We start from the raw sequence: 13458 nt of genomic DNA, 5'->3' as shown, positions 1-13458 counted from the left end.
GGTTGGCGAGGTGGGGATAAGGGGGATAGGCGTGGTGGGGGCAACAATTGAAGTTGGAGGCGCTATGGGTGGCGAAGGACGCTCACGAGGGCGTTGCCGAGCTCAGACCACCTGACGACAATTGTAATTGCGGCAACGCAAATACCAAGAAGAAGACTAACTCGGCCCATGGTCGGCAACTTTTCCACTCGGATTTCGAGCTTGGCTACCGCCACCTTCACCTCACCAAGCTCGCCTTTGGTAGCCAAGCCAGACAACGTCCCCTTCATTTCGGCGAGGGTCGTCATGATAGATTTGAGGTCAGATCGGATCTCTTTGCCGTCCTCTTCGAGGCGCTTCAGGCGAACTTCCGTACCGTCCATGCCTCCACCTCCCTTACCCATGCTACCACTACGACTAATCGTAACATCGTTAGCGGGCCGTAATTGATCAAGATTGATCGGTTCCGCCATTTGGCAACTCCCCTCGAACAGCGGGGGCGAAGAATAATTTTATGTTCCCGCAGTTGCCGCAGATCAAACAGTAAGACGAGACAATTCCGGCGCCGGCTAACATCATAGGACGTGCCATCACGCCGTTTGAAGTGGCTTCCTGCCAATCCCGGACACCGCAAACTTCACAAGAAAACTCTCCAGCATTCTTTGAACGTAGATAATCCTGGAATTGCACCGGAGTCAGTTCATTATCAGCCAAACACCGTACCCCCGCCTATGCTCAGGTGAGGGTGGCATAAGTGAACACCGCTTAGCAATCAGCTTGGCGCCCTCCCCAGAGACCATCAGGAGATGCGAGGGTGTGCGTGTTGAGCAATCCCGTCTCTTCTGGCAAGTTCAGACGACGGAGGACGCATTGCAGACTATTGCGAGATATCCCAAGAGTAAGCCCAAGGCGGCAGTAAGGGCACTGGTGCTGTTCAATCCGTTTCAGGGGGGCAAGGTTGGCCGACGAAAGCTCGAAAATTGAATGGTCGGCACGTCACACCCGGGTACGAGCCGAACTCTTTGTAACAGCGGTGCTCATCTATCTTTCTGCCTACGCCGAACTCAAATTGGAGAAAATTCCTGTCCTGGGAATCGAAATCGTAAGCTTTGACGGCAGGCTATTGGCCTTGGTCCTGTACGTTTTCTTCGTTTATTTGCTCGCCGCAGTGATTGTCCTGTCGCTGATAGAAAATGTCGAACACTCATCGCCATACGCCGAATTCACAGCCATATTGGACGAAATGCGCAGCAGAGCCGAAAAGAACGGCCGGATCGCTAACCTCTCTCCGCTCTCCTATCAAACCGCTGTCAGCGAGAGGCTAGAATTGCTGAATACGCAGCTGGGTTCCCTTCTATTACAGGGGCGCAAGGCAATTAACGAGCGCTTGCGCGCGATGAGCGGGGAGGCGCTGCCTGACCCGCAGGAAAACCCAGAAGGAAGACTTCTGGAGCTTAGCGTAAAATCCGCTCAAGGCGAATTGTCGCGATTGGCGTCTGAAATGCTATCGGCGTACAAAACTATCAAGGAAACAAACGACGACTATTGGCGTGAAATCGACCAACGCGTTCTGAGTCTACAAATTAAATTGCAGAAAATTGAGCGCAGCCTCTCATGGCATAAAGGTCTGATATCGCTGGACCTATCAATTCTCTCCCTAGTTTTGCCAGTTGGGTGTTCTGTAGTTATCGTGCTTGTTGCCCTCGGGCATAGCCTTTGCTTCTATTGATCGAAAGTCGCTCGAAGTTCACCAGCCGCACAGTGTGTCCGGCTTGGTAGAGCTCCACCAGCCGAGCGTGCCGGGGTTCATGATCAGCTTTTCGATCACCCAGTTGCGGTTTTCGGGGCCGTTGTTGGGCGGTGGCCAGGGCCCAAAGCCCTGCGACCGTTGGCGCACTCCAGCTAGCGTGTCTTGGCCCAGAGCTATTCGACGCCGCATGTGAACGCGCCAGGCAGTCCGGCGCTCGGCAGGTCGATCAAGCCTTGAGCAAGGCGCCATAGAGATGGGATAGGAGGTCAGCGCTGCCACAGCGATGCGGGAGCCGACCATCTTTTGGGATGCCGGTGAAACTAGGTGGGCTGATCCAGAGTACCACCGCCAGCTTTGTTGCCGTTATCATCCACATTGTCGTCCTGTTGCCGGCCGTCCCCGGTTTCTGACGGAGCAGGCTGGGAGCGTTGGTTCGGGTTTGGTGGGGTTTCCCCGGCGGGTAGGACTGCCGTGGCGTCGGCGTCGCTCCCTGGCTCCACGTCTTTCAGATCTGGATCAGTCGGCTTAGTTTGAGGTTTGTCGGCCATGTCGGTGCTCCTTGTCAGCATCAGCGATCCACGGCGCAAATCGTTCCCTCGAAACTCGTCAGTAAGTGAGCCCCCACACCCGGCGTGGGAGTGTGTGGATGGAACCCGTCCGCTTGGCCTATTCAGAACGGAGGGCGGCAGGCTGTGTTTCTTACGGGTTGGAGGTTCAGGTGCCTTGGTGTACGGCTCGCGGCAGCCGGTATTGCCAGACCTTGCCATCTTCGGGATCGACGTATTCGCCGCAGCGGGTGAAGCCCATTTTGAGCAGGGCGCCTTGGGACGCCACGGACCCGGCCAGGGTTTCGGCGAGGACCGCGTTGACGCGCGGTTCGGCGAAGGCGCGGTTGCAGAGTTGGCTGATGGCAGCGCCGGCGATGCCCCGGCGGTGGAGGGGTTCGATTACCGAATAGCCGATTTCGACGGTGCCCTGATCGCTGGGCGGCCCTTTGTAGCCGGCGGTTCCGGCGAGTGTGTCGTGGCCGTCGACCTCGGCGACGATGTACCAGGTCCACCAGCCGAGGGTGCCGGGGTTCATGGTCAGTTTTTCGATGACCCAGTTGCGGATTTCCGGGCCGTTGTTGGGCGGCGGCCAGACGGGTGGGGCGCTGAGGCCAAGCAGGGCGCAGAGGGCGGCGGCGGAGGCATTTTCCGCCGCCAGCATGTCCACAGTAGCGGCGATCAGCCGGACTGGCGTCAGGGTCACTGGCCGATTTCGCTCAGATCGTAAGGCGTGGTCTGGTAGATTTCGTTGATCCAGTTCTGGAACAAGAGATGGGCGTGGCTGCGCCAGCGGTTTTCCGGATTGGCGGTGATATCGCCATTGGGAAACAGGTTGGCGGGCGGCGGCGTGTCGAGGCCGGCTTTGACATCGCGCTCGTATTCGTCGACCAGCGAGCGGTTGTCGTATTCGAGATGGTTGAGCATGTGTACGGCCCGATGCTTGGGGTCGTCCAGCATGCAGACGCCGAACTCCTGATTGTCGATCAGGATTTCCAGATCGGGCCCGAGCGAGGTGCGGTCGATGTCGTTGATGCGCGAGACCGGGATCATCGGGCTATCGGAGAAGCCGCGCAGATAGGGCGAACGCTCGCCCGTCACCTGATGGCGGAACACGCCAAAGGCCTTTTGGGGCATGCGATAGCGCGTGGCGCCATGGAAATGGTGCAGCGCGGCCTGGGCGCCCCAGCAGATGAACATGGTGTGGTGAACATTGGTCTGGGTCCAGTTCATGATCTCGACCATTTCGGACCAGTACTTGATGTCCTCGAACGGAATGTGGGCGATCGGCGCGCCGGTGACGATGAAGCCATCGAACTTGCGGCCGCGCACCTGCTCCCAGGTCTGGTAGAAACTGTTGAGGTATTCTTCCGAGGTGTTCTTGGCCTTGTGGTCGGAGACGCGCACCAGCGACAGCTCGATCTGCAGCGGCGTCGAGCCGATCAGCCGGGTGAACTGGGTTTCGGTGCGTTCCTTGTTGGGCATCAGGTTGAGCAGGCCGATCTGCAGCGGGCGGATGTCCTGCCGCGCGGCGCGCGTTGAATCCATGACATTGACGCCTTCGGCTTCAAGCGTCTTGCGGGCGGGCAGGTTATCGGGAATGCGAATGGGCATAATGGACCCTCATTGGGGGTGCGAAAACGACTGCGGTTCAGGCGTGCCTTTCGGCTATCGCATTCGGGCGGTGATGGCGCTGGCCATCAGGTCGCGGAATTCATCGCCGTCGCGCACCATGGCCAGATCCGAGGCTTCCACCACATAGCCGAAATTATCGGCCAGCGCCTGATAGCGCGGCAGGCGATCATGCAGCAGGGCTTCAAAGCCCCAGGCGCCAAAGCCAGCCGGATCGACGTCGCAATCTTCGGCGACCTTGGTCAGGGTTTTGTATTCGGCCCATTTGCGCACCAGAAATTGGGGCGTGTAGTACATCGGCTTGGGGCTTTTCCTGAATCGGCGCACCAGTTCGGCGGCGTCCTTTTCGGTGCCGCGAATATAGAGCAGGGCGGTGTTGTCGCCCAGCGCCTTGATCACCGGATCGGCGGGGTTGTGCGGGTCCACCACTTCGATCAGCGAACCGCCGGTATCGGCGATGAAATCATCATAGCCATAGAGCTCCTTGGCCCGCTCGATGAAGCGCGGCACATCGAGCAGAGCCGAGATTTCCGCGACCCGGTGCTGTTCCTGGCGGCGCTGGTATTCGGCAAACGGCAGCCCGCCCTGGTCTGGATTGCCCGGCGTGCCGAGATAGGTCGAAAGCGGGTCGAGGTTGGCGAAGGTAATGTTGGACGAGATATAGATCGAGTCCGAGCGCAGCAGTTCGGCCAAGAACGGCACCTTCATGGCTTCGCGCTTGAAGTTATCGACGATGAACTCGCCCATGTGGCGAGTGCCGATGCGATAATCCACCGAGTAGTGAAACCACTTGCTGTCGCGCAGCAGGGCGCTCAGCCGGGTCTTGCCGACGCCAGCCATGCCGAACACGGTGACGGCGCGGCGCGGCGCCTGGAGGAACTCATCGGCACTTTTATACAGCATATCCAGCCCTTGCCCGAGATTCAGCGCAACTGGATTCCCGCCTGCGCGGGAATGACCCGGTGAAAATCGTCCAAGGATTTAGAGCACTTGGCGCGCAAGGACAAGCGGGCGGCAATTTCTGCCGGACGATCGGACTCAATTGCCGGGTTTTGTTGGGGCGCATGGGGCGAAAGCTCTGATTCATCAATAGATTCAAGGCCTGCCGAGTCTGGCACTGCGCTTGCATTGTTTGTGTCGAACATGCGTCGCGGGACGCTTCAGGGTATTATGGAGTTTTAGATGGGCATTTATGGGGCTCTTTCCAGCGCAGTGACCGGCCTGCGGGCGCAGTCACAGGCCCTGGAGAATATCTCGGGTAACATCGCGAACTCGCAGACCACGGGTTACAAGCGCATCGAGACCGATTTCATCGACCTGATCCCCGATGCGCCGCTGGCGCGGCAGGTGCCGGGGGCGGTGCTGGCGCAGTCACGCGGTACCAACGAAATCCAGGGCGATATCAAGACCGTGTCGAACGAGACGTTCATCGCGCTCAACTCCAGCGGCTTCTTCGTGGTGGAGCCCAAGGTGGGGCAGGCGGACGGCAATGGCGTGTTCGCCGGCTCGAACTTCTATACGCGCCGCGGCGACTTCAGCATCGACAAGGACGGTATGCTGGTCAACGGCGCCGGCTATTATCTGAAGGGCCTGCCGATCGATACCAAGACCGGCAATATCTCCGGTTCAGTGCCCGGCGTGATCGCGCTGTCGAACGCCTTCCTGCCGGCCCAGCGCACATCGCGGATCAATTACCAGGCCAACCTGCCGCAATTGCCCAAGAACACCGGCTACAACGCGACCAATCCAGGCAGCGAGCTGCTGAAGGCGGCCAATTATGCAACTCCGGCGACCAAGGTCGGTTCGGCGACCACCGCGGGCGCTGCGGCCTCATCCGTGGTGACGCTGCCGGCCAGCCTGACGCTGACTGCGGGCGGTGGTACGCCAGTGGTGTTCGATTTTTATGACAGCGGTGCTGGCGCCTATGCCGGTGCCAATACGCCGGTCGACATTGCGGCGGGCGTTACGGTCGGGACCATGCTCGCCGATATCCAGGCGAAGTTCCGCAGCCTGGGTGGGACCAATGCCGGTTCGGCAACGGTGGGTCTGAACGGTGCCAATATCGAAGTCACCATGGGTGGCAATCGTAGCGCAACGTTGACGGCGACAGGTGCCCTCGGCCTGGCCGGCGCTGCCGCCAGCCCGATTCTGCCGGCTGGCCACGCGGCGATCAAGGCACTGGACAATACGCTGTTCCAGTCCAACTCGATTTCGGGCGGTGCGATCACGGTTTACGCATCGAACGGCGCTCCGGCGGCGGTGCAGATGCGCTGGGCCAAGGTGGACAGCGCAGCATCGGGCGGCGCGGATACCTGGAACCTCTATTACATGTCCAACAGCGACGCGACCGGTTCGCAGCCGATGTGGACCAATGTGGGACAGGACTACACGTTCGGTGCGGACGGTTCGATGAACCCGGTCATCGTGCAGACAACAATTTCCAACCTGACCGTCAATGGCGTGTCGATTGGCGACGTCGAGCTGCACCACGATACGGGCGGCATGTCGCAGTTCGCCGACGTCAACGGCACCGTGAACGTTTCGACAGTCAACCAGACGGGTTACGGCGCCGGCGAATTCGTTTCGGTGGCGATCAATGACAGCGGGCGTGTGGTTGCCACGTATTCGAACGGCAAGCGCATCGACGTGGCACAGGTGGTGACAGCGCAGTTCAATGCGGTCAACCAGCTCAAGCGCATGGATGGCGGGCTTTACGCGACGACTTCGGAGTCGGGCGAAGCCATCCTGGATACGTCGGGCAGCGGCATCATCGGCGGCGCGCTGGAAGCATCCAATACGGACATTTCCGACGAATTCACCAAGCTGATCGTGACTCAGCAGGCCTATTCGGCCGGCACCAAGATCGTGACTGCGGCCAACGACATGCTGCAGTCCGCACTGAACATGATCCGCTGAGGCAGGGTATCGGGGCCTGGCACTTGCCGGGTCCGGAATTGAGTGAGGAGTTCAAGGAATGGGTCTAACAACGTCGCTCACTCACGCGATCTCCGGTCTGCGCGTCAATCAGGATTCGATGTCGATCCTGAGCAAGAACGTCGCCAATTCGGGCACGCCCGGATATCATCGGCAGGCGCTCAACGTTGTCGACTACAACGCCCAATCCTCGACCTATGCCCGGTCCGCCGGGGTGCAGCGGGCGTTCAACACCAGCCTGCAGAGCTACTATACAAGACAGGTGTCGGATACCTCGATGGCCAGCGCGCAATCGGCCTATATGGACCGGTTGCAGGGCTTTCTGGGCAAGCCGGGGTCCGCCGGTTCGCTCGACACCATCTACAGCAATCTGCAAAATGCCATGCAGGCACTGGCCACCAGCCCGGACGACTACACCACGCGCTCGCAGGCCGTGGCGAAGGCCCAGGGCATGGCGGAAACGCTCAACCGGCTGTCGTCCACCGTGCAGGGCATGCGGCAGGAAACCGAAGGCCAGATGGCTTCGGACGTGCATAACCTGAACGGCATGCTGACGTCGCTGGCCGAGGTCAACCATCGCATGCTCGATCTGGGCATGGATGACAGTTCGCGCGCCACGCTGCTCGACCAGCGCGACCGGCTGGTATCGTCGGTCGCCGAACTGATCGACGTCAAGGCGGACTATCGCGGTGACGGCACCGTATCGCTGATGACCCGCTCCGGCGTCGGCATGCTCGACAATGGCGTATCGACGTTCAAGTTCGAAAGCGCCGGCAATCTGGCCCCGACATCGCAGTTCAGCCCAGATCCAGACAAGACCAAGGTCGGCAAGCTGACGCTGACCACTCCTGCCGGGTTGACCATCGACCTGGTGTCGTCCGGGGTGATCCAGGGCGGCGAATTGGGCGGACTGCTGACGCTGCGCGACAAGACACTGGTGGAAGCGCAGGACCAGCTTGATGAAATCGCGTCCGGTCTCGCACAGGCGTTTTCCACCGTACAGAAGCCCGGCACTGCAGCCACGGTTGGCGCGGCGAATGGTTTCGATCTCGATGTCAGCAGCATGCAGAAAGGCAATGACTTTCTGCTGAACTATACCGACGGCGCCGGTCCGCAGAACGTCCGGGTGGTCAACACCACCGAGGCGGTGGACTACAAGGATGCCAGCGGCACACGCGTGATCGGCGTCGACATGTCGGCCCCGATGGCAAACGTGGTCTCGGCGCTATCGACCAAGCTGCCCGGGCTGAATATTTCGAGTGGCAGCGCCACCAATCTGCGCATTCTCGATGACGGCGCGGCCAACACCACCGATGTGAAATCGGCCACGGTGCGCCGGTCCTCGACGGCGATCCAGGGTGATGGTTCGGCGATGTCGCTGTTCGTTGATCAGGGCAATGCGGCGTTCACCAATAATCTCGATACCGATCCGCCGCAGAAGGGTGGCTTTGCGGCCCGTATTTCGCTCAACTCGGCCATTCTGGCTGACAATCGCCTGATGGTGCAGTCCACCGTGGGTGGGACGCTGGGTGATGCAGCGCGGCCGAATTACCTGATCGACCAGCTAAAGAACCTGAAGTTCGTTTCCGGCGGCAATCCGCTGTTGAGCAACGGCAAGTTCCAGTTGAGCGGCAACCTGGGCGACATCATTTCCCAGACCATCAGCTTTCAGGGCAGTACGATTTCCGCCCAGATGACGCAGGCCAGCGATCGCCAGCTGACGCTGGATACGGTGGTCCAGCAGATGGATGGCGAGTACGGCGTCAATGTCGATGAGGAGATGGGCAAACTGATGGAAATCCAGAATGCCTATGCGGCTAATGCCCGAGTGGTGTCGGTGGTCAAGGACCTGCTGACCGCGCTGTTGCAGTCGGTTTAGGGAGTACGATAAATGATCGTCAATAAATCGATGTTCCCGCTGCAGACCGGGTTCTCCATCATCTCCAAGATGCAGCAGAGCATGGCGACACTGCAGCAGCAGCTCGGCACGGGACAGAAGGCTTCCAACCTTGCCGAAATGGGCCGCGACCTGCCGATGTCGCTCAGCGTGCGGTCGCGCCTGAGCAAGATCGAGGGCTATTCGGCCAATATCGACACGGTCAACCTGCGCCTGAGCTTTATGGACAAGACCATGTCGCGGTTCGACCAGATCGAAGGCGAAGCGCGCAACGCCGCCATCCAGGGTCAGTACGGCACCAATAATATCAACATGGCGACGCTGCCAGACCTGTCCAAGGCGCGGTTCGACGAAGTCGTGACCATGCTCAATTCCGATGTTGCTGGGCGCTATCTGTTCGGTGGTTCAAAGACCGACCAGCAGCCGCTGCCGGATACCGGGACCTTGCTCGATGGCGCCGGAGCAGGCATTGCCGGTTTCAAGACGGTGGTCAACGAGCGCAAGCTGGCCGATGCCGGCACCGATGGCAGGGGCCGGTTGCAGACTTCCTACACCGCCCCGACCGGCGTAGTGAATTTGACCGAAGACGGCGTGCACCCGTTCGGCTTCAAGCTCTCCAACATGTCGGGCACCTATACTGCAGGTTCGGTAACGCTGAACCAGAAAGCGCCGGGTACGCTGCCGGCAGGCAATACCGAAAGCGTCAAATTCGAGCCGACACCGGTGGCGCAGATCAGCAGCGGGCAGACCATCACGCTGGGCTTTTCGCTGCCCGATGGCGGCACTACGGACATCACGCTGCGGGCGGTGACTGCTGCCGAAGCCTCTGGTGCCAAGGATGAATTCGTCATTGGCGCGGATGCCGATGCGACCGCCGCCAATTTCAAGACCACGCTCGATGCGCGGCTGCTGGACGTCGGCTCTTCGACGCTGGCGGCATCGTCGACCTTTGCTGCGGCCAAGAACTTCTTCAATGCCCCCGGCGAGCCGGTGTTGCGGGTCTCGGGCTCGCCAGCGACGGCGACGTCGCTGAAGGTGGCGACCGAGGCCGATACGGTGATGTGGTACAAGGGGCAGAGCCCGGCAATCGCCGCCGACGGCCTGGGCCGCACCAATATCAGCACTGCGACCGATACGGTGACGCTGGCGCGCACCCAGCCGGTGACACCGGACTATGGCTTTAAGGCGCTGTCGCTGTCGGCCTCGACGGCCAACATCACCACCGACAGCACCAATCCAGACAATGTCACGGTAAAGTTCGCCGCACTGCCAAGCGCCGGTGAAACCGTGCAGGTCAACCTGACGCAGCCCGATGGCAGCACAAGGTCATTCTCGCTCAAGGCTGTCGCCGGTCCGGCTGGTCCGGGCGAATTCACCATTGGCAGCGGCGCAACGCCGGTCGACGCCATCAACAACACGGCCGCGGCGTTCAGCGCGGCTCTCAAGAACGGCATGTCCACCGCATCGGCGGCGGCGGAAGGCAATCCACGCCAGAGCGTCACCGCGCAGATCGATGATAGCAGCAAGGCCTCCTATGGCATGGAGGCCAATGAATCGGGTCTGCTGCGCATGGTGAGGACGCTGGCATCGCTTTCGGTCGAAACCTATCCCAATGGCGACGACCCGGGGACGCGGGTGCGGTTCGACGAAATGGCCATGCGCCAGCAGTCGGAAATGTCGGAGGCGCACAATTCCGAGCGCGGCTCGATCGAAATCATGACGATGGAACTGAGCGTGGCGGCTTCGGCGGCCCAGAGCGCCACCCAGCGGCACACTGATTACGGGGCGCAGTTGGAGAACCTGCTGAGCGACACAGAGACCGTGAGCAAGGAAGAGACCGCGGTGTCGATCCTGGCGCTGCAGACCCGCTTGCAGGCGAGCTATCAGGTGACCTCGATGGTGAGCAAGCTCAGCCTGGTCAACTTCCTTTAGCTATTGGCTGAGGCCGGCCTGCAAATGGCCAGGAGCTGCGCTTCCGGTCCTCACGTACTTAAGTACGCTCCGGTCCGGTTCTCGCCCATGGCCATTTTCGACCCGACCTCAGCCAATAGCGCTCCGAGCACCTGAAAACGAAAACCCCCGCAGCGATGCGGGGGTTTTTGTTTGGGATGGTACCTGCCAGATCAGCTGCCGCGCAGGCCGGCCGCAAGTTGGCGATTAATGTTGATCAGCACATCGAGCTTGGCCGGGGCAGTGGGCTCGAGCAGGATCTCGCGGGTTTCGTTGAGGATGAAGATGCCCAGATTGGCAACGTTCTGGCGAACGGCAGCGGGCAGGGTGTTGTCGTCGCGCACTGATGAACCCATAAACACGGTCCACAGCTTGCGATTGAAGGTCAACGCGACGCGCAACTCACCGAAGCTGACTGGCCACTGGTCGCGGACCCGTTGGATTCCCATGGCTGCCTTGACCAGCAGCATGGCCTCGCGATCACGTGGAGATTCAACGGTTTTTGCCGTCTGCTGGTAGGCCTGAGCGCCCTGCTGATGCATGTGAAAGGAGGTCCTGTTCGTACTCAATCAGCCTGTTTGCGGCCTTCAGAGCTTTGTACAGGTCCCCGGTTAATATCTCGTTGTTTATTTGGGTAACAATCTCGCTGGCCGAAGGGACAGCAGCCAAAAAATCGGTGACATGGGCAAAATATTCGTCTCGCACCTGGGTCATGTCATCCTCGATATACATCATCTGCACCGCCAGATAGATGCGCTTGGCCGGGGTGTTGGCGGTTTCGGCGGTCAGGATGTCCTTCTCGCGCAGAATGGGGGCGCGGCCATCAATGAACAGGCGCGTGCGCTGATCGGAATTGGTGATGATGCAATGGCCCACGAGCAGCTTTTCGCCAGGCTTGAGTTCAACTTTGAGGGCCATTCGCTTCACTCCGGGGACTCGGCAACACCGCCCATGTCTACCGCGCCGAGGGCGGTAAAACAATGAAGGCGGGCCGAGGCCCGCCTTCATCAAACGATTGGGTGGGAACTGCTTACTGGAGCAGCTTGAGCACGGACTGGTCGGCCTGCGAAGCAAGCGACAGCGAAGACTGCGACAGCGACTGGCGGGTCTGCAGAGCCAGCAAGTTTGCTGCTTCCTGGTTCATGTCGGCCAGGGTCAAGTTGGCGGCGCCGGTCTGCAGCGTGTTGATCATCGCCTTGGTGAAGTCCTGGCGATTTTCCACCTGGGAGAGGTTGGAACCGAAAGCTGAGGACTGCGAGCGGAGCGAGCCGAGCGCATCGCCGAGCTTGGCGATCACCGCGTCAATCGAAGCGTCGTTATCGGCGACGGTATCGGCCTGCACGTCGATGCCGAGGTTGGTCGAGTTGATCGCCTTGGCGTTCTTGGCCTGGATGGTGAGCGAGCTGGAACCGGATTCGTTGAAGGTCAGCTTCAGATTGTCGCCGCGCAGCAGGTTGATGCCGTTGAAGGAGGCATCTTCAGCAGTACGATCGAGCTGCTGACGCAGATCGTTGAATTGCTTGACCAGATCGCCGCGAACGGTGTTCTTGCCAACGGTCGAGGTGCCCGAGGAAGCGGCGCCCGAGGTCACCTTGCCGCCAGATAGGCCGCCAATCGCCAGGTCGGCAGAGGTCAGCAGGTTCTCAAGGCGGATTTTGCCACCGTCGTTGGAGGCGCGTACTTTCGGGGTGAGCGTGGCGTTGGTATTGATGTCGTTGACGAGCGAGTCAACGGAGCGAGCGGCAAAGGCGGTATTTGTCAGGGCGCCGGCGGTGAAGCCGGAGGTGCCTGCAGTACCGTTGGCACCGCCGACGGTGAGAACCTCGTTCTTTTCAGAGGTCAGGATCAGCTTGGTGCCAGCAGCATCCTTGGACGCGGTAACACCCTGGTCCTTCAGAGCCGAAGCGTTGATCTTGGCGATCGTAGCGTCGATAGTGTCGTTAGCAGCCAGCGTCACGTTGACGGCAGTTGCGGAACCAACCTGGATGGTGATGTCGGCGGCCGTGATGGAACCTGCAGTGTAGTTGGCGCCAGCGGTGGTTGCGCCGGTTACGGTGCTTACTGTGGTTCCTGCTATGCTAACAACGCCGCCGGTGACGGCAGTCGCGCCGTCGAGTTCATACGACACGCCCTTGAACGATTTATCCTGGCGGGCCTGACGCAGCGAAGACTGCATCGATTCAACTGACTTGGTGATCGAGGAGAGACCGTTGTCGGCCGCTGACAGGGTCTGAATGCCGTTGGCCATGCCGTCCATCAGTGAATTCAGATCGTTAGAGCGACTGTTCAGCGAGGCGGCAGTGAAGAAGTTGGTCGGATTGTCGAGAGCCGAGTTGACCTTGTTACCAGTCGAGAGCTTTTCCTGAGTCTTCGCCATCATCGTGGCAGTGCTCTGGAGTGAAAGCAGGTTCGACCGAACGGCTTTCGAAAGGGAGATATCGGACATAATGCTTCCTTCACTAAGATACCGACTGGCGGTTCACTGTCCCTTTTCGAGACCTGACACCGTTTTACCCGCCGAATCCTAATGCGGCGTTAACCATGAAACTTCACCCGCCATAAATCTTAATTATCGCTGGTTTAACCGCGCCTAACGGCCGTTAATCGAGCTTAACGAGGGGTGATCGGCGCTGAAGAGGTGAAAAGAGTCTGGTTTGGAAGCCAATGGCGGTCGCCGTCTGATTCGAGCGCGGAGGAGGGATGTCTGGTTCGAGTCCTAAAACGAAAAAAGGCGGGCCGAAGCCCGCCTTTCCATGATGGTAGAGACTGGT

Annotated in this window: 14 protein-coding genes; 4 read left to right on the top strand and 10 right to left on the bottom strand. The window is 59.9% G+C overall.

Annotated features, from left to right (window positions below):
- Positions 1 to 62: 62 nt before the first annotated feature.
- Positions 63 to 452 (bottom strand): hypothetical protein, encoded by a 390-nt coding sequence (locus ABIT12_RS02770; RefSeq protein WP_348043107.1) that lies wholly within the window; start codon positions 450 to 452, stop codon positions 63 to 65.
- Positions 453 to 937: 485 nt separating this feature from the next.
- On the opposite strand from ABIT12_RS02770, the gene ABIT12_RS02765 reads away from it, so the two are divergent.
- Positions 938 to 1708, top strand: coding sequence for a hypothetical protein (locus ABIT12_RS02765; RefSeq protein ID WP_348043105.1), 771 nt, complete (start codon positions 938 to 940; stop codon positions 1706 to 1708).
- An 18-nt stretch (positions 1709 to 1726) separates the two neighbouring features.
- Here ABIT12_RS02765 and ABIT12_RS02760 read toward each other — a convergent pair whose 3' ends face one another.
- The 6 genes from ABIT12_RS02760 to ABIT12_RS02735 all read right to left on the bottom strand — a co-directional run bounded on the left by ABIT12_RS02760 (position 1727) and on the right by ABIT12_RS02735 (position 5051).
- Positions 1727 to 1876: a hypothetical protein gene (locus tag ABIT12_RS02760; protein WP_348043103.1), complete on the bottom strand. Its 150-nt coding sequence runs from the start codon at positions 1874 to 1876 to the stop codon at positions 1727 to 1729.
- A gap of 173 nt (positions 1877 to 2049) precedes the next feature.
- Positions 2050 to 2277 carry a hypothetical protein gene (locus ABIT12_RS02755; protein WP_348043101.1) on the bottom strand — a complete coding sequence of 76 codons (228 nt, stop codon included), beginning with the start codon at positions 2275 to 2277 and terminating at the stop codon, positions 2050 to 2052.
- A 166-nt stretch (positions 2278 to 2443) separates the two neighbouring features.
- Complete coding sequence (locus ABIT12_RS02750; protein ID WP_348043099.1) at positions 2444 to 2980, bottom strand: GNAT family protein; 537 nt, start codon at positions 2978 to 2980, stop codon at positions 2444 to 2446.
- Positions 2977 to 3888: a homoserine O-succinyltransferase gene (gene metA, locus ABIT12_RS02745; protein WP_348043097.1), complete on the bottom strand. Its 912-nt coding sequence runs from the start codon at positions 3886 to 3888 to the stop codon at positions 2977 to 2979. The genes ABIT12_RS02750 and metA overlap by 4 nt, the downstream gene beginning before the upstream one ends.
- A gap of 54 nt (positions 3889 to 3942) precedes the next feature.
- Positions 3943 to 4809, bottom strand: coding sequence for an ATPase (locus tag ABIT12_RS02740; RefSeq protein ID WP_348043095.1), 867 nt, complete (start codon positions 4807 to 4809; stop codon positions 3943 to 3945).
- A 20-nt stretch (positions 4810 to 4829) separates the two neighbouring features.
- Positions 4830 to 5051 carry a hypothetical protein gene (locus tag ABIT12_RS02735; RefSeq protein ID WP_348043091.1) on the bottom strand — a complete coding sequence of 74 codons (222 nt, stop codon included), beginning with the start codon at positions 5049 to 5051 and terminating at the stop codon, positions 4830 to 4832.
- 37 nt (positions 5052 to 5088) lie between these two features.
- Here ABIT12_RS02735 and ABIT12_RS02730 point away from each other — a divergent pair, with 37 nt between their 5' ends.
- The 3 genes from ABIT12_RS02730 to ABIT12_RS02720 are packed head-to-tail and all read left to right on the top strand — an operon-like array spanning position 5089 to position 10669.
- Entirely contained in the window at positions 5089 to 6822 is a 1734-nt protein-coding gene (locus tag ABIT12_RS02730) for a flagellar hook-basal body complex protein (RefSeq protein WP_348043089.1), read from the top strand.
- A 58-nt stretch (positions 6823 to 6880) separates the two neighbouring features.
- The gene (flgK, locus tag ABIT12_RS02725; protein WP_348043087.1) at positions 6881 to 8719 is read left to right on the top strand and encodes a flagellar hook-associated protein FlgK; all 1839 of its coding nucleotides are present in this window, start codon (positions 6881 to 6883) and stop codon (positions 8717 to 8719) included.
- 12 nt (positions 8720 to 8731) lie between these two features.
- Positions 8732 to 10669, top strand: coding sequence for a hypothetical protein (locus tag ABIT12_RS02720; RefSeq protein WP_348043085.1), 1938 nt, complete (start codon positions 8732 to 8734; stop codon positions 10667 to 10669).
- A 191-nt stretch (positions 10670 to 10860) separates the two neighbouring features.
- Here the strand turns inward: ABIT12_RS02720 and ABIT12_RS02715 are convergent, their stop codons facing one another.
- The 3 genes from ABIT12_RS02715 to ABIT12_RS02705 all read right to left on the bottom strand — a co-directional run bounded on the left by ABIT12_RS02715 (position 10861) and on the right by ABIT12_RS02705 (position 13133).
- Positions 10861 to 11157 carry a flagellar biosynthesis regulator FlaF gene (locus ABIT12_RS02715; RefSeq protein WP_348043083.1) on the bottom strand — a complete coding sequence of 99 codons (297 nt, stop codon included), beginning with the start codon at positions 11155 to 11157 and terminating at the stop codon, positions 10861 to 10863.
- 22 nt (positions 11158 to 11179) lie between these two features.
- Positions 11180 to 11605, bottom strand: a complete 426-nt coding sequence (flbT, locus tag ABIT12_RS02710) for a flagellar biosynthesis repressor FlbT (protein WP_348043081.1) — start codon at positions 11603 to 11605, stop codon at positions 11180 to 11182.
- A 112-nt stretch (positions 11606 to 11717) separates the two neighbouring features.
- On the bottom strand, positions 11718 to 13133 hold the full coding sequence (locus tag ABIT12_RS02705; RefSeq protein WP_348043079.1) for a flagellin: 1416 nt from the start codon (positions 13131 to 13133) through the stop codon (positions 11718 to 11720).
- Between the last annotated feature and the right edge of the window lie 325 nt (positions 13134 to 13458).

The sequence above is a fragment of the Devosia sp. genome (genome assembly GCF_039927955.1).
Taxonomy (GTDB): Bacteria; Pseudomonadota; Alphaproteobacteria; order Rhizobiales; family Devosiaceae; genus Devosia.
Note: the sequence above shows the minus strand (reverse complement) of the source record. Positions and strands in the feature narration are given on the sequence as shown.